Genomic DNA, 14,880 nt, shown 5'->3' on the forward strand with positions numbered 1-14,880 from the left:
GCCGGACGGGCTGGATCGTTGCCGCAACAAAATCCAGCCCCTCCGGCGTTTGAGGAGCGGGGTCTGGGGCGGAGCCCCAGTTCGGGAAGGGGCGGGTAGGGGAAAGGGCCCCGCGCAGCGGCCCGCCCGCACTCGCCCGCACCGGATGGCAGAATCGAGCGCGAGAACCGCCACCCGCCCCCAAAACCCCGCAGGGGACATGAGCACGTACCGAGACTTCGCGCACCGCGGCTCCGCCCGCGCCACCGTCCTGCGGACCGTCGGCACCCGGGAGCGGCGCTCGCACCTCAGCGCGCCCCGGGTGCCCACCGTCGGGATCGACATCGGCGGTACGAAGGTGATGGCCGGCGTCGTCGACGCCGACGGCGTCATCCTGGAGAAGATCCGCACCGAGACGCCGGACAAGTCCAAGAGCCCCAAGGTCGTCGAGGACACCATCGTCGAGCTGGTCCTCGACCTCTCCGACCGCCACGACGTCCACGCGGTCGGCATCGGCGCGGCCGGCTGGGTCGACGCCGACCGCTCCACCGTCCTCTTCGCGCCCCACCTGGCCTGGCGCAACGAGCCCCTGCGCGACGCGATCTCCGCCCGGCTCGCCGTCCCCGTCCTGGTCGACAACGACGCCAACACCGCCGCCTGGGCGGAGTGGCGCTTCGGGGCCGGACGCGGTGAGGACCACCTCGTCATGATCACGCTCGGTACCGGCATCGGCGGCGCGATCCTCGAAGACGGCCAGGTCAAGCGCGGCAAGTACGGCGTCGCCGGCGAATTCGGCCACATGCAGGTCGTCCCCGGCGGCCACCGCTGCCCCTGCGGGAACCGCGGCTGCTGGGAGCAGTACAGCTCCGGCAACGCGCTCGTGCGCGAGGCCCGTGAGCTCGCCGCCGCCGACTCCCCGGTCGCGTACAGCCTCATCGAGCGCGTCGGCGGCAACATTCACGAGATCACCGGACCGCTCATCACCGAGCTCGCCCGCGAGGGCGACGCCATGTGCGTCGAGCTGTTCCAGGACATCGGCCAGTGGCTCGGCGTCGGCATCGCGAACCTCGCCGCCGCGCTCGACCCCTCCTGCTTCGTCATCGGCGGCGGTGTCAGCGCCGCCGACGACCTGCTCATCGGCCCGGCCCGCGACGCCTTCAGGCGCCACCTCACCGGCCGCGGCTATCGCCCCGAGGCCCGTATCGCCAAGGCCCAGCTCGGGCCGGAGGCCGGTATGGTCGGCGCCGCCGACCTCGCCCGCCTCGTCGCGCGCCGCTTCCGCCGCGCCAACCGCCGCCGCCTGGAGCGTTACGAACGCTATGAGCGCTACGCCCAGGCCATCCGCTCCACCACGCAGGGACCCCAGTAATGACCCCGTCCGTTCCCCACCAGTCGCCGTCCCCGGACGATGCGGGCAAGCCCACCGAGACCCACCGCCACATGATCCGCCGCCGCTGGCTGACAGCCATCATCATCGTGCTGCTCATCGGCGTCCCCGCGGTCTACCTGCTGATCGCCGCCGAGCAGAGCCGCGACAGCGGCCGCGACAAGGCGAAGATCGCCTCGGCCAGCGGCCTCACCGAGGGCTTCCCGTCCCGCATGACACGCCGTATCTACGACGTACCCGTGCCCAACGCGGGCCAGGAAGTCGCCTACTACGAGACGAACAACTGGAAGAGCAGCAGGCTGTACGTCCAGTTCCGCACGGTCCCGCCGGACTTGGACTGGTTCCTGAACGACCTCGGCATCAACCGGGCCGCCCTCAAGAAGAGCAAGATCACGATCAGTGAGCGCGACGCCGAGGTCGCCGGCTGGAACCTCGATCCCGCCCGCACCTGGTCCGGCACCACGGTCGACCAGAAGGATCCGCAGCCGACCGTCGACATCACCGTCGACGACACCGACCCGGCGCACCCCTTCGTCTACGTCGTCTCCACCGCCACCCCCTGACCCCCTGGGGCGAGCACGCTCACCGGATCGCTAATCTGGAGCGAGTGAGCGACGAGACCGAAAAGAAGCCCCCGCAGCCCCTGCAGTACCGGTTCGACGGCCCCGAGGACGCCCCGGTCCTCATCCTCGGCCCCTCGCTGGGCACGACCTGGCACAGGTAGGCCGAACCGTCTTCTGGTGTCCACGTGGTCCAGGTCGGGAGCGTTTGGCCTGGTCGGGTCCTTGTGGCGTAGCTGCGTCGACCCTGTTGGTGACACGTATGTGACCGCTGTGACTGTTGTGGACCCCTGCCGGCTCGTTTCGGCGGGGGTCTCTGCGTTCGGGGATGGGCCCGGTTGAGCGGTGGTCGATGAGGTTTGCTCTGCTCCGGCTCGCTGTTCCGGACGGCGAGGCGCGAGTGGCTGTAGCGACGCCGCGCGGAGCGGGGCACAGGGCTAGCGTTCAGCGGTGACGCAGGAGCCTCCTAGGTATGGCGCGGACCGTTTTTTATTCAGGCTCTTATCATGCGCGGCGAACATTTGGGTTTGATAGACGACCGACGCAAGTTGTCACTATTCAAGCAACTGTCGGCACGAGGCTGGAGGAAGTCCGAGCCCGTAACTGTCCATGCGGAACAGCCAATGCTGATGTGGAAACTACTCGCGGCAAAGTGTGGCCGAAAGGGCATTTATTCCCGAGCAGGTGACCTGCTTGGAATCCAAGCCCACGTCCTACGGAGTATTGCCCCCGAACCGGTAGCTGCCTAGCCGCTGCTTTGACGGCTGGTCTCGCAGGAGCTACGTCGACAGTCCGGTGGACGCGCGGGGCATGCACCACGGAGCTAGTTCCCATGCCAGCGTCCTCTCTGACGGGACGCCGGCGGTGTCCCCATGCTAGACGGTCCCGAACCTGCAGCGTGTTCCAGACCGAGCCTCTCGAATAGCAACGGACCGGGGGAGTGGCGTACTACAAGGCTGGTCGATATGCGCGCGAGCCGCTTTGTGACGCTGTGGGGGGTTGCGGCAAACGGCGGCGGGAGCCTTTGCGGCGTCAGATGCGGCCGGTCTCGTGGGCCCACATGGCGACCTCGACGCGGTTTCGGGCGCCGAGCTTTCGCATGAGGCTGGCGAGGTGGGCTTTGACGGTGCTTGGGGTGATATGGAGCTCGTTGGCGATCTCATTGTTGGTGCGGCCTTGGGCTACAGGCACGAGGACTTCCTCCTCGCGGGCGGTGAGCGGTTCTATCGGCTGCCTTGGTGGTGGGGTCTGTGCGTGGGCGAACGCTGCGAGCAGTCGGACAGTCACGCTGGGTGCGATCAGTGCGTCTCCGTCGGCGGCGGCGTGGATGGCCTGGGTCAGCAGGGCGGGTCCGGCGTCCTTGAGCAGGAACCCGCGGGCGCCGGCTTTGAGCGCCCCGTGGACATACTCGTCGAGATCGAAGGTGGTGATGACCACGATCGGCAGGGGATCGGTGACGTCGGGGCCGGCGAGGCGTCGGGTGGCTTCGATGCCGTCCATCAGCGGCATTCGGATGTCGAACAGGCCGACGTCGGGGCGCAGCTGGAGCGCCAGGCGGACTGCCTCGCGCCCGTCGGCGGCCGCGCCGACCACTTCGATGTCGGGTTGGGCGTCGAGCAGCATCGTCAGCCCGGTGCGCACGATGGGCTGGTCGTCGGCGATGAGGACCCTGATGCTCATCGTGGCGTCCCGGTTCGGGGCAGGACCGCCTCTACCCGCCAGCCCCGCTCGGCGGCGGGGCCTGCGTGGAAGGTGCCGCCGAGCAGTGAGGCGCGTTCCCGCATGCCCACCAGGCCGTAGCCTGCTGGGGCGCGGCCACCAGCGGCGGAGCCGTCGTCGTCGATGGTCAGCCGTACCTGGTCGGCGTCGCCTGTGACGGCGACGGTGACCTGGGTCGCGTGGCGGGCGTGCCGTCGAGCGTTGGTGATGGACTCCTGGGCCAGGCGGTAGATCGCGGCCCCGACCGCCGGGCTGAGGTCGTCGAACTCGCCGAATAGCGTCACCTCGACGCAGGGACGCGTCTGGCCATCGGTGGCGAGCTGCTCGACCTCGGCCACGCCGGGCTGCGGCGCGAACTCGGTGTCCTGTGTGGCGCGGAGCACGCCGACGATGGCGCGCAGCTCGGTGAGGGTGCGGGTCGCTGCGTCCTCGATGATGGCCAGGGCCTCGATGGCACGCTCGGGGTGGGAGGCCGCGATGGCACGTCCTGCTTGGGCCTGGATGGCGATGCCCGAGACGTGGTGGGCGACGGTGTCGTGGAGTTCACGAGCGAGCTGTTCGCGTTCGCGGGCCTTGGCTTGGTCGATGTCGCGGATGAGGATCTTCGTGTGATAGCGGATCGCGGCGCCGAGCGCGGCGGCGAACAGGAAGAACCCGTATGCTGCGACCGAATCCGCCAGGCTGGTGGTGTCGGCGACGTTGGTGATGGCCAGCCAGAGCAGGATGACGCCGAGGCCGCTTGCGGCTTCCCGCCCGGAGCCCCACCGGAACAGGGCGTAGGCCAGGATCAGCGCCGCGGAGATGCTGTTCAGCAGGGCGCCTTGCGACCCGGTGAGGATTCTGACGATGTCGACGATCGTCAACGTGCCGAAGGAGACCGCAACCGCGACGAGCGGGTGCGTGCGTCGCCACAGCAGGGGGCCGAGGACCGCGAGCACCGCGAGTAGCAGCAGCGGGCGTGGCGCCAGGTCCTGGCGAAGCACCACTTCCAGCAGGGACCAGCAGATCAGTACTGCGACCAAGGCCCAGTCCCGCGGCCTCCGGTCCGGGGCATTCGTGGGTCGAGGTTCGGCCCACAGCGAGCGGAGTGCGTTGGTGGCCATCTGATCAGCCTAGGCGGCCCGCGTGCTCGGTGTATCCGCCGAAAGTACAAGAGCTCGGCTGTGCCAACGGCCAGGTCGAATCAGGCTCCGCGGCTGATGTGCCCGCCGCCGGCATCCGTGAAGGTGGAAGCACCCACCCAATCAAGCCAGGGAGCATTGTGATGAGAACGCCTCAATCCCATACCGCACTAGAGAATCCGCCGTCCCAGAGCACGCTGGAAGATCTGCGCATGCCCGTGCAGGCCAAGCTCGCAGCAGCATGGACCAGCTTCATGTTCCTCTACATCTACGTCGACTACCTCGCCCTGTACAAGCCCGGCTTCGTCGACGACATCCTGGCCGGCATCGTCCACGAGTTCGACATCGGTCCAACCTTTGTCGCCATTGCGCTCATGCTCATGGCCATCCCGATCCTCATGATCCTGCTCTCCGCGACACTGCCCGCCCGTGTCAACCGCACCATCAACCTCGTCGTAGCAACGCTCTACATCCCCGTCTCGATGTTCAACGCGGTAGGGGAGTCTTGGACCTACTTCTACTTCTACGGCCTCTCCATCGGACTCGAGGTGCTGCTCCTGGCCTTCATCCTGCGCTCCGCCTGGACCTGGCCACGCCGCATCGCATCACCGGCGACCCTGGCAGCCAGCCTCGACAGCGAGCCACTCCGCAGGCCGCAGCAGGCGTGACTGCCCGCCCCGCGCCCGATCATCCTTCGCTCGCGCCACCCGCGGGCACGGTCCATTCAGCGGTGACCTGATGGCCATGCCGGTGTGGCGATGCTCCAGGGATCGCCCAGAAAGGCGTTGCGTAGGGCTGTGAAGACCTCGACTCCGTGGGCTTTGGCCGTGGCGATGTAGGAACGGACGCGGCAGAACGCGGTGAGTCCTCGCATGCTGCGCCAGCTCCCGCTGATCTTGGCTTGGAGCTTGGCCATCCTGATCGCCTGCTCGGCTGGGTTGTTGGTCCACTCGACGTGGAAGTCCAGGGTGAAGTTGAGGACTTGATCGACTCGCTCACGCATCCGTTTCGCCAGCTGGCCCACCAGGAGTTCCCGGCGACCGCCGCCGGACACCGCCAACTCCTGTCCTGGGCAGGCTCCTTCGGCACCCTGCGCCGAGCCGGAGTGGAGTGTACTGGTTCCTACGGGGCGGCTCTGGCACGGTTCCTGAGCCGAGAGAACGTCCAGGTCGTCGAGGTCAACCAGCCCGATCGCGCCACGCGCCGCAAGCGCGGCAAGACCGATGCCGTCGACGCGGACGCCGCCGCCCGCGCAGTCCTGTCCGGACGCGCTGCCACCACACCCAAGACAGGTGAGGGCCCGGCAGCCGACATGCGCGTCCTGAGGCTGGCGAAGGAATCCGCCGTCAAGGCCCGCACCCAGGCGAAGAACCAGCTCAAGGCCGTACTCCTCGGCATCGATCCCGAGCTGCGCGAGTCCCTGTCCGAACTCAGCAACTCGGAATTGATCGCCCGATGCGCAGACCTTCCCGACACCGGCAGCGCGGCCGTCTTCACGCTCCGGCTGCTGGCTTGACGTATCCAGCAGCTGACCGCCGAGGCGAAGGAGCTCACCCGCCGGGTCAATCGAGCAGTCCGTACCCAACATCCGCAGCTCCTGGACAGCGTCGGAGTCGGGCCCGACAGCTGCACTGCTTATCGCCGCCGGTGACAACCCTGAGCGGCTGGCCAGCGAGGCATCCTTCGCCGCTCTGTGCGGTGTCAGCCCAGTCGAGCACTCCTCCGGAAAGACCCAGCGCCGACAGCTGAACCGCGGAGGCAACCGACAGGCCAACGCCGCCCTCTACCGCATTGTTGTGACGCGCATCCTCCGTGACACTTGCACCCGCATCTACCTCGAACGACGCACGAAGCAGGGCATGTCGAAACGCGAGATCATCCGCTGCCTGAAACGCTACGTCGCCCGCGAGATCTACCGTCAGATCCAGCCGGAGACAGCCTCCCCGACCTCCCCATCTGCCATCCTCAACACCCACCTGGCCGCGGGGCTGAAGCGGTACGAGGCCGAGCACGACTGGCTCACCACCGTCCGGCTTCCACCGTATGCACCCGACCTGAATCCCGTCGAGGCCGTCTGGTCACTCGTGCGCAGAGCGATGGCCAACACCGCTTTCACCACACCCGACGACCTCGACCGCAAGCTCCGCAGCGAGTTACGCAGGATCCAGCTCCGACCCCGCCTGTTCGACGGCTGCCTCACCGCCACAAGCCTGGCCATCAACCCACCGACCCCACCCTGAAAACCTCAGTAAGTGACGAGCGACATATCGTAACTTGGTGTGACTTTTGCAGGGCCCACGTGCTCGACGGTCGGCGCGCAAGCAGGTGCTTAAGATCTCGTGGTTGAGACCAAGGTGACTTTCGGTCACTTTAAACTCTTCCAAACCGAAAGGGAGTTGGCGTGTCGGTACCGCGATCAGCAGTTTGAGGCTACGTTTCAGCACGAACGCGAGAATGACCAACTCGCGTGAGCCGGGGGGTTTTGGGTGCAACGGATACTCCGGCGATCTCTAGACCACCTGCACCCAAGGGGGAGGGAACACCTATGTCCACCGCAATTCGCAGACACGGCCTGCGCATCTTAGTGGCAGCCTTTCTGTTCGCCGCCGCCGGCTTGGTAGCACCTCAGGAATCCGCTGCCGATGACCCTTCCGAGGCAGTCGTGGCGATATCGCCGACTGCGGATAAGGCCACGCGCGCCATCGCTGTGGCTGAGGCAGGTGCGGTGCGAGCGACAGCGAATCTGTGTGGTTCGGGTTACGTGCTTCAGTCCGCTGAGCGACTGCCGGATGAACGGCGCTTCGGCACGCTGTTCAGCTACGTCCGGGGGTCTGCTGATCTCACCGGTGCGTGTTCCGTTTTCGACAACAACACCGGCTCGGCTAAGTACATGAAGCTGAAACTGTGTACGAACAGGGTCCAGCCGAGGTGCGACACCGACGAGGGGACCTTCAGCCAGTACGCGGGCCCAGTCAAGATCACAGGCACTCACAGTGAGATCTTTTGTTCCAGGTTCACTGCTGTCATGAAGACCAGCAAGACATCCACCTCGGCACTGATTGACCGGGTCGACTACGCCACGGTGTGCGGATGAGGTCATGTGCACCCCACCGTGAGCCAGTGGCAGAGAGTCGACTGGCGCGGCGGGGTAGGGCTCTGTTGCTGAGTGTTGCAACGCTCGCGGTGGGTGCCTTCCTGGTTTCCTGTAGCGGGACGCAATCGGACGATAAGGCAAGCGCTGAGAGTGCTGTAGCGACATCACAGCCGTCCGCTACCAACCCAGCGGCTCTTCCAGTGCCTAGCGAATCGAAGCCGGTACGACGACCCGCCGCTTCTGCATCGGCCTCTCTCGAAGTCACAGTTACGCCGCATTCGAACCCGAGCAAGGAGGCGGCGGATAGGGTGGCCGCGGAGCGTGTAGCCGGCATGCCCAGCGGCGACTTGGTCACGCCCTCAACTGGTGCGGCCTCAGGCAGCGAGGAATTCGGCAGATCGGTCGCCACCAATGGGGATGTCGTGGTCTATGCGCCGACCCGTACCGGAACACGCCTGACCGTCCCAGTGAAGATCACGAATGCTGGTGATCGACGGGCCTTCTATCAGGTTGCCATTCGCATCACCGGACCTGGCGGGTTCGACGTGACCGTACGCGTTGCTACCGACGTAGTCGGCATCTATCCCGGTGCTTCGTGGCCGACTGAACTCTCCGCCGTGGATCCCGGCAAGCCGTTGCCGCGTAATCCGATCGTGACGATCGAGAAGAACACTAAGCAAGAACTCCAGTACTGATTTGGAGTAGGCGGCCCCTTCGTCACCCAGACCGCCTGCGCTGTACGACACCACCGTGCGCGCCAGGCGCCCCTGCTTGGCCGAGGTCTGCAGCTATGGGCAGGTGACTCCAGGATGCTGAGGCCGTTTCGGCTCCCCTCGTTATGCCTAGCTCTCAGGAGAACCGTCATGAACCGCACCACCATGCGTCTGTCCACTATTGCCGCGGCGGCCGTCGTTCTCCGGCACGCGCAGTAGCGCGGCCCTGGGGTTCGTCAGGTAGCGGTGATCCGGCGCTGGAATGAAGCACCCGGGCAGGGTGACGGCGTCATCGTCGACCTGTCGCTCCCGTCTCCCCAACAGAAAGCCGCCTTCTACCGGTGAAACTGGCCTAATGAAACGAATCCTGCCTGCGCTCGTCCTTGCTGCTGCCGTCCTCCTCTCAGGATGCGGCCAAGACGATGAGACTCCGTGGACGCGCGATCCGACCTCACCGGCGCCCCCGAGCGCCACCGCTTCTCCTGCCCCGGCGGCCACCGAGCTGGCCGACCGCTACCGCAAGGCCGGCGGAGACACCGACGTCTACGGCATCCGCCACGCGAAGAACAAGGACGGCTCCCTCGTGCTGACCGTGTGGACCCGCAAGATGACCGGCTACGAGCCCTTTGACGACTTCGCCACCAACTTGGCGTCCTTCCTGGCCGCCGAGGGCGTTCGCCTCGACCAGGGCTACGTACTCAACGTGTACGGCCCTGACGGAACCCGGCTGCACAACTACGACACCACACCGGAGAACAACTCGTGATACGCAAACCGTTAGCCAATCTCCTGCTCGCGACCGCCTCGGCCACCGCGCTGATCTTCACCAGCGCCGCAGCAGCGCAGGCCGACGAGCCCACTCCTGAGCCGTCGGTCACGGCGCCGCCGGCGGCAGAGGAGCCGGTCAACCCGGTGATCGCCGAATACGACGGGCGGAAGATCAACCTCGCCGAGTCATGGGAGGGGGCGGACAGCTGCACCGAACTCCCCAACGGGGAGGTCCACTGCTACGACTCGGACGAGGAAGCGCTGGCCGACCCCGAACTGCCCGCCGAGAGTCGCAAGGAGACGTTGAAGGCCGCCTCGGCGCGCTCGGCCTCCGCCCCTCCCCGTGGGTGTGTCGCCGACTACTGGTGCCTGTACATGGACACCGGCTACGGGGGCAGGCTCCTCCGGCTGTCCAGCGACGGTAAGAAGGATCTCAACGAGTGGGGCTGCCGCGACAACCTGGGCTCCGTCTTCTACTGGGTCGGACGTTGGGCGCTCAACTACGGCAACGCCAAGATCACCGACTACCGGTCATGGCCGGTCGAAGACCGGGTCAGGGAGCTCAACGCTCCCGCTGACTACCGCAACTTCGGCAACCTCGCCTATCCCGGTGGCGGGAACTGGAACAACAAGGTGGACATCTTCGAAGTCCGCCGCAACTAGCTTCCGCAGCCACGACACGGTGCTCGCACAGCGCCACGCTGTGCGAGCCCGTTGACCTGTTCGCCCACTTCACGTGACGGGCAGGGCTGCCGGGCCGGGCCGCGTCTGACCGAGGTCGCAGTCCAGGTTCGAGGCCGACCCGCGTTGAAACGTGCGGGTACTCGCGTGGACGCGCGCAACAGCGCCGCGCCTCCGGCGCCGCACACCCTCAGCGCAACCGTGCGGCCCTTCACTGTGCGGAAGCAGGTGAGACGAGCGGTGTGTCCTCCGCTCGTACTTTGCGAGTGTCGGTGCGACTGGGCAATCACGGCTTGCTGCTGCAATGCGCTCGCTTGCCTGGACTCACCGGTAGAGCGGCCACCTGGCAAGCAGTCGGTGATTGACGGGCTGCCCCCATTTCGATTCAGAGCAACAACTAGGAGATCTGCTATGAACCGCACCGTCATGCGCCTGTCGACATTTGCTGCGGCAGCAGTCGCTTTCAGCGGAGTCATGATGACCTCGCAGTCAGCCAGCGCAGCTGCTACTTGCTCGGCGGCGTCCAGCAACTTACGCGTCATAGACCTGCCCGGATTCAAGCCGGACACTCAGGTCGGCGCCGACGTCTGCGCCGACCCTTCCGCCGACGGAAAGGTAAAGGCTGACGTCACGCTCAACTGGGGCATCCTGGACGACCAAGTGCAGGACGCCGGCAAGCGATTCACGTCATTCAAGGTAACCAGTCGAGTGGAAAACCGACCGTCGCCGTCCGGCGTCGACCGTGTGGTCGCGAGCACCACTTGCGACTTCACGAACAGGCTCAACCAGAGCTATGCCAACGCGACGGGCCTGACGTGCTCTACTCCGACCGCCGCTTACAACGCGGATCTGCATTGGTCCGGTGACGCGACCGTCGTCTCCGACATCGAGGGAGACGGGAAGGGCGCGTTCACCTGGCAGCTCATCGGATCTCCGCTCGTCAGCTGAGCGAAGAAACTCGGCCCTGGTCTGCCCCAGCAAAAGGGGCGGACCAGGGCCGAACCCAGCACCACTGACGATTGCTGCTGAGCTGCGTGTTACCGCTCCGAGCCGCCTCATCGGAACTGTGGTCACCGCGGTAGGCGGTATCAGCCCTTGACGCCACACGCTGCGTACTGACTGAGCATGCCCATGACAGAGGCGACGGCACATCTCACCCCGGCACAGGGCTGCGGCGTCTTTGTCCAGCCCATCTCCCTGTACGGGCCGCCCACGCCACCCCCATCCCGAGAGCACACAGAGGGAAAATCGTTGAAATTCAGAACAAGACAGGGAAGGGCCGTCGCCGCAGTGCTGAGTGCCACGCTGATAGCCGGCCTCGTCCAGAGCCAGGCGTGGGCGGACCCCCAGCCAGCGGACGATCTGCCAGCGCGTTCCGCAGCTGACGCTCTGGTCCGCCCGTCAAAGGTCCCGCCGGCCGACCGTGACAAGGTGCTGGGGAGGGATTGGAAGGAATCGGCCGACCGGGCCTGGACGACGACGGGCGATGCCGCAGGCTTCCATCTCCTCGCGGCGGATCAGAAGGCCGGTTACGCCTGGCGCACTGCGGCCACGCTGTCTGAGCCGGGTTTCGATACCGACATGTGGATCGGCAATGCCTGTGTCACCGGGTCCGGCAAGCGTGCCGTCGTCGCCTACGCCCCGCGTAGTTTCACCAACAAGCCGGAGCTGATGGCCCGCGGTGCGTTCACTGCCGTCGTCGACTTGGGATCCAGTGCGGTCACCAAGCTCAACCGCCAAGCCTCGCTAGCGTACTTCAGCCCCCGCTGTGGCACCGGCGAGACCGCCGTGTTCACCCAAGCCGGCGGTGAATCCAAGAACGCGACCCGGCTGCTGACCGTTGACGCCTCTACCGCGAAGCTCGGCCGAACCGTAGAGCTCCAGGGCCAAGTTACGTCCGCGGTACCAATCGGCAAGGACATCGTCGCCGCAGATGCGGCGCGCCTCACCCGGATCGACCCTTCGGGCCGCCGCACCGCTCTCGCGCACACCGGCCAGGTCCCCTTCGAGCTCACAGCAGACAGCGATGGTGGCGTGGTCTACATGGACCGCCCCGCCGGCTCCGGCACCAGGGGCGAGGTCCGACGGATCACCGCAGCTGACATCTCCCGCGCAGACGCCACCAAGACGAGACCGGCAGTGCTGGCCCGCGGACCAAGCTCCGGCGGCACGCAGGACGACCCGTGGGCGATCGACTGGGCAGAAGCCGACTGCGGTTACGGCATCACCCAGGTTACCGACGGCATGCGGATGCACGGCAGGGAGAAGCCCGGCGAGAAACCCCTTACCACTCTGCAACAGGAAGCGGTCGCCCTGGACTACACCGCCAACGTCGCGGCCGGCGTCAACATCCTCATTGACAAGTGGAACCAGACCCGCAAGGACGGCCTGACCGCCAACGGCGGTGACCCGAAGTATCTGGAGAACTGGTTCTTCGCCCTTTGGGCCTACAACGCCGGCTACTACCCCAAGGCCAGCGCGGGCGCCAATGGCGGCATGTGGGGAGTGGGCTATACCAACAACCCGGCCAACCCGCTGTGGAAGGCCAACCGCACCCCGTTCCTGGAGAGCCCGTCCGGCGGCAACGACTATTCCCAGGCCGCCCACCCACAGGACTGGCCCTACCAGGAAAAGGTCCTCGGCTGGGCCGCACGCCCACTCGAGGGGCTGGAATCCCCGGGCAACATGGTCTCCGGCTTCCGCCCCGCCTGGTGGACCAACGATTCCCTGCGCACCAAAATGAAGCCCGCAGAGGGACTGTTCTGCACCGCGTCCAACAACTGCGACGCGAGCAAAATCGGTCCGAACGATAAGAACGAACCCGGCCTGGGTGCTTGCAACCGCGCCGACCTCAAATGCTGGTGGAACCAGCCAGTCAAGTGGAAGGACTGCACCAAGGCGGAGTGCGGCAACGAGATCCTCAGGTTCAACGACACGTACGCGGAAGAGGCCGACGGCACCGCCTACCCGCCCAATTGCTCGACCCAGGGCCTACCTGCAAACGCCCTCATCGTCGATAACACTCCGAACAGTTACGCCTCTCCACGGGGCGGTTGCTCACTGCTGAAGCCTTCAGCAGGAACGTTCGACCTGGACTTCGCATCTCCCAGCGCCCGAATCGACTTCCAGCAGCTCGGGGCCGGGTACGGGGGCCACTTCTGGTTCGCCCACACCCGCAAGCCCGGCGCCGACGGCGGGCGCATGAAAGTCACCGGCACCTGGAAGCTCGACAAGCCCATGACTGGAGCAGCCGAAGTCTTGGTGCACCTGCCCGATCACGGGGCGCACACCACCCAGGCCGCATACGACATCAAGTCCATCGCTCGCACAACCCGCAAGGTCATCTCCCAGCCAGGCATGGCGAACCGGTGGGTATCGCTCGGCATACAAAACTTCAAGGGCGTCATCCCGGAAGTCAGCCTCTCTTCGGAGACACCGGACGGTACCGGCGACCAGGACGTCGCATTTGATGCCGTCGCATTCGCACCGAAGACCACAACGGGTGGTGTCCCGCAGCTGGTCCTGCAGGATGCCGACCCGAACGCACCTGACGTTGTGTTCGGCGAGGATGCCCGCCCGATACCAGCCAACCGGGCTGCGTTCAAGTCGCCGGCGAACAGCTGCCGCCCCGTCCCTGGCGACGCCGGGCGCGAAATGTGCGTCCAGACGACGTCACTCGAGGGAAAAGCCGTGCCGAACTCTCGCGGCCCTGGCGCCCGAGCAGCCGCCCTGACGTGCAGTACCGGCATCGAGATGTCGTCCTACAGTCGATTCCAGGCGTGCGCGGTGACGAAGCTGAAGCTCATCCTCTTCGAAAACAACGTGCCTGTGGGAACAGGTGAGTTCGTCGTCGACCATGACATCAGGCTTACTGCGACCAAGACGGAGATCTACCAGGCTCTCAATATCAAGCCGGTGGAGATCCAGCCGCAACTGGGGACCGTCTCTCTAGATCTGAACTTCATTTGCGGCGGGGCCTGCTCGACGGAACCGCCGATCTCCGTCATCGACGGAGTGTGGACTGCGGGGCAGACACACACCGCCACCATTACTTCCAAGTCCAAGTGGGTCAGCTCCGATCCCACAAAGAAGGTCCATGACTTCCTGGACCTGAAGTGGACGGTGACCGCTACCGCTGTGGGCGGCAAGGCCAAGAGCGTTCCGCACACGTGGACCAAGGACGCTCTGACGGTGCGTTGCGACAATGAGGTCGGCGGAAACTCTGGCTGCGTATTTCCCAGCTACATCCCCGACTTCGAACTCAATTACGAAAAATACCCGGTCGCGGCATCTCTGTACTGGGTCATCTGGAAGAAACTCCAAGGCGGCAACTTCCCTGGAAACAAAGACAAAAATTCACCACTGACACGACTGGCCAACGATGCGGCTGCAAAAACCAATCGCAGCCGCATGTGTTCCAAGAGCGCCACGAACTTCGTCCCCAACCCGGCAGGGGCCAGCTGCGACGAGTACCCGTTCGCCAAGTCACGACAGAGCGGTGGACTGAAGACCGACGCCAGCGGCGCGCCCCTCAAGGGCACCGCCTGCGCGCAGTTCTCCGCCGTGCAGAACACCCAGACCAAGAAGTGGTCGCTCCACTACGACTCCAACTACGCCCTGCCTACTTGGAACGAACCATGTGGCCGAGGCAGCATTCCCACTCAGCAGAACACGGATGCGGGCGGCGACCTGGGGCGCTTCACCGTCGCGGTACGGCTGATCGACAGCGATCCGTACTACCCCGTGGTCCCCGAACTCGAGAACTGCAAGGTAGAGGAGGTATGCACCGTCATGCCGCGGCCGTAGTGCAGAGAAGCACCGGGCAGTGGAACTGAGGCCGAAGAGGACACCTCTTCGG

At 65.8% G+C, this 14,880-nt stretch carries 14 protein-coding genes and 1 pseudogene; 12 read left to right on the forward strand and 3 right to left on the reverse strand.

Annotation, left to right across the window (positions count from 1 at the left end; translation table 11 throughout):
- Positions 1–199 precede the first annotated feature (199 nt).
- Together ABZX79_RS34965 and ABZX79_RS34970 are read left to right on the forward strand one after the other, a co-directional pair.
- Positions 200–1,348: an ROK family glucokinase gene (locus ABZX79_RS34965; RefSeq protein WP_355267129.1), complete on the forward strand. Its 1,149-nt coding sequence runs from the start codon at positions 200–202 to the stop codon at positions 1,346–1,348.
- Entirely contained in the window at positions 1,348–1,929 is a 582-nt protein-coding gene (locus ABZX79_RS34970; protein ID WP_355267132.1) for a hypothetical protein, read from the forward strand. Before ABZX79_RS34965 ends, ABZX79_RS34970 begins: the two co-directional genes overlap by 1 nt.
- 1,029 nt (positions 1,930–2,958) lie before the next feature.
- Here ABZX79_RS34970 and ABZX79_RS34975 read toward each other — a convergent pair.
- Together ABZX79_RS34975 and ABZX79_RS34980 are read right to left on the reverse strand one after the other, a co-directional pair.
- Complete coding sequence (locus ABZX79_RS34975; RefSeq protein WP_108153103.1) at positions 2,959–3,606, reverse strand: response regulator transcription factor; 648 nt, start codon at positions 3,604–3,606, stop codon at positions 2,959–2,961.
- Positions 3,603–4,748 (reverse strand): histidine kinase, encoded by a 1,146-nt coding sequence (locus tag ABZX79_RS34980; protein ID WP_355267136.1) that lies wholly within the window; start codon positions 4,746–4,748, stop codon positions 3,603–3,605. The genes ABZX79_RS34975 and ABZX79_RS34980 overlap by 4 nt, the downstream gene beginning before the upstream one ends.
- A gap of 230 nt (positions 4,749–4,978) precedes the next feature.
- On the opposite strand from ABZX79_RS34980, the gene ABZX79_RS34985 reads away from it, so the two are divergent.
- Positions 4,979–5,434 carry a DUF6326 family protein gene (locus ABZX79_RS34985; protein WP_355267139.1) on the forward strand — a complete coding sequence of 152 codons (456 nt, stop codon included), beginning with the start codon at positions 4,979–4,981 and terminating at the stop codon, positions 5,432–5,434.
- Positions 5,435–5,490: 56 nt separating this feature from the next.
- Here the strand turns inward: ABZX79_RS34985 and ABZX79_RS34990 are convergent, their stop codons facing one another.
- Complete coding sequence (locus ABZX79_RS34990; protein ID WP_355267142.1) at positions 5,491–5,769, reverse strand: transposase; 279 nt, start codon at positions 5,767–5,769, stop codon at positions 5,491–5,493.
- Between ABZX79_RS34990 and ABZX79_RS34995 the strand changes: the two genes are divergently transcribed.
- The 9 genes and pseudogenes from ABZX79_RS34995 (at position 5,749) to ABZX79_RS35035 (ending at position 14,828) form a co-directional block, all read left to right on the forward strand.
- Positions 5,749–6,282: a transposase gene (locus ABZX79_RS34995; RefSeq protein ID WP_355267145.1), complete on the forward strand. Its 534-nt coding sequence runs from the start codon at positions 5,749–5,751 to the stop codon at positions 6,280–6,282. The genes ABZX79_RS34990 and ABZX79_RS34995 overlap by 21 nt on opposite strands.
- A 148-nt stretch (positions 6,283–6,430) precedes the next feature.
- A pseudogene (locus tag ABZX79_RS35000) lies at positions 6,431–6,523 on the forward strand (transposase); the annotation flags it as partial.
- Positions 6,524–6,625: 102 nt separating this feature from the next.
- Positions 6,626–7,006, forward strand: a complete 381-nt coding sequence (locus ABZX79_RS35005; protein ID WP_355267148.1) for a transposase — start codon at positions 6,626–6,628, stop codon at positions 7,004–7,006.
- A gap of 305 nt (positions 7,007–7,311) precedes the next feature.
- Positions 7,312–7,860, forward strand: a complete 549-nt coding sequence (locus ABZX79_RS35010) for a hypothetical protein (RefSeq protein WP_355267151.1) — start codon at positions 7,312–7,314, stop codon at positions 7,858–7,860.
- Between the two features lie 308 nt (positions 7,861–8,168).
- Positions 8,169–8,555 carry a hypothetical protein gene (locus ABZX79_RS35015; RefSeq protein ID WP_355267154.1) on the forward strand — a complete coding sequence of 129 codons (387 nt, stop codon included), beginning with the start codon at positions 8,169–8,171 and terminating at the stop codon, positions 8,553–8,555.
- Between the two features lie 373 nt (positions 8,556–8,928).
- Positions 8,929–9,339 (forward strand): hypothetical protein, encoded by a 411-nt coding sequence (locus ABZX79_RS35020; protein WP_355267157.1) that lies wholly within the window; start codon positions 8,929–8,931, stop codon positions 9,337–9,339.
- Positions 9,336–10,004 carry a peptidase inhibitor family I36 protein gene (locus ABZX79_RS35025; protein WP_355267160.1) on the forward strand — a complete coding sequence of 223 codons (669 nt, stop codon included), beginning with the start codon at positions 9,336–9,338 and terminating at the stop codon, positions 10,002–10,004. The genes ABZX79_RS35020 and ABZX79_RS35025 overlap by 4 nt, the downstream gene beginning before the upstream one ends.
- A gap of 429 nt (positions 10,005–10,433) precedes the next feature.
- Positions 10,434–10,970, forward strand: coding sequence for a hypothetical protein (locus ABZX79_RS35030; RefSeq protein WP_355267163.1), 537 nt, complete (start codon positions 10,434–10,436; stop codon positions 10,968–10,970).
- A 342-nt stretch (positions 10,971–11,312) separates the two neighbouring features.
- The gene (locus tag ABZX79_RS35035) at positions 11,313–14,828 is read left to right on the forward strand and encodes a hypothetical protein (protein WP_355267166.1); all 3,516 of its coding nucleotides are present in this window, start codon (positions 11,313–11,315) and stop codon (positions 14,826–14,828) included.
- Positions 14,829–14,880: the final 52 nt, after the last annotated feature.

This window comes from Streptomyces sp. NPDC002994 (genome assembly GCF_040611155.1).
Taxonomy (GTDB): domain Bacteria; phylum Actinomycetota; class Actinomycetes; order Streptomycetales; family Streptomycetaceae; genus Streptomyces.

What these genes read in the sequence shown, in the direction of transcription:
- ABZX79_RS34985 (WP_355267139.1), top strand. Translation starts at nt 4,979, where the DNA reads ATGCCCGTGCAGGCCAAGCTCGCAGCAGCATGGACCAGCTTCATGTTC.
- ABZX79_RS35020 (WP_355267157.1), top strand. Translation starts at nt 8,929, where the DNA reads ATGAAACGAATCCTGCCTGCGCTCGTCCTTGCTGCTGCCGTCCTCCTC.
- ABZX79_RS34980 (WP_355267136.1), bottom strand. Translation starts at nt 4,748, where the DNA reads ATGGCCACCAACGCACTCCGCTCGCTGTGGGCCGAACCTCGACCCACG.
- ABZX79_RS34965 (WP_355267129.1), top strand. Translation starts at nt 200, where the DNA reads ATGAGCACGTACCGAGACTTCGCGCACCGCGGCTCCGCCCGCGCCACC.
- ABZX79_RS35005 (WP_355267148.1), top strand. Translation starts at nt 6,626, where the DNA reads ATGTCGAAACGCGAGATCATCCGCTGCCTGAAACGCTACGTCGCCCGC.
- ABZX79_RS35010 (WP_355267151.1), top strand. Translation starts at nt 7,312, where the DNA reads ATGTCCACCGCAATTCGCAGACACGGCCTGCGCATCTTAGTGGCAGCC.
- ABZX79_RS34990 (WP_355267142.1), bottom strand. Translation starts at nt 5,769, where the DNA reads ATGCGTGAGCGAGTCGATCAAGTCCTCAACTTCACCCTGGACTTCCAC.
- ABZX79_RS35030 (WP_355267163.1), top strand. Translation starts at nt 10,434, where the DNA reads ATGAACCGCACCGTCATGCGCCTGTCGACATTTGCTGCGGCAGCAGTC.
- ABZX79_RS34975 (WP_108153103.1), bottom strand. Translation starts at nt 3,606, where the DNA reads ATGAGCATCAGGGTCCTCATCGCCGACGACCAGCCCATCGTGCGCACC.
- ABZX79_RS34970 (WP_355267132.1), top strand. Translation starts at nt 1,348, where the DNA reads ATGACCCCGTCCGTTCCCCACCAGTCGCCGTCCCCGGACGATGCGGGC.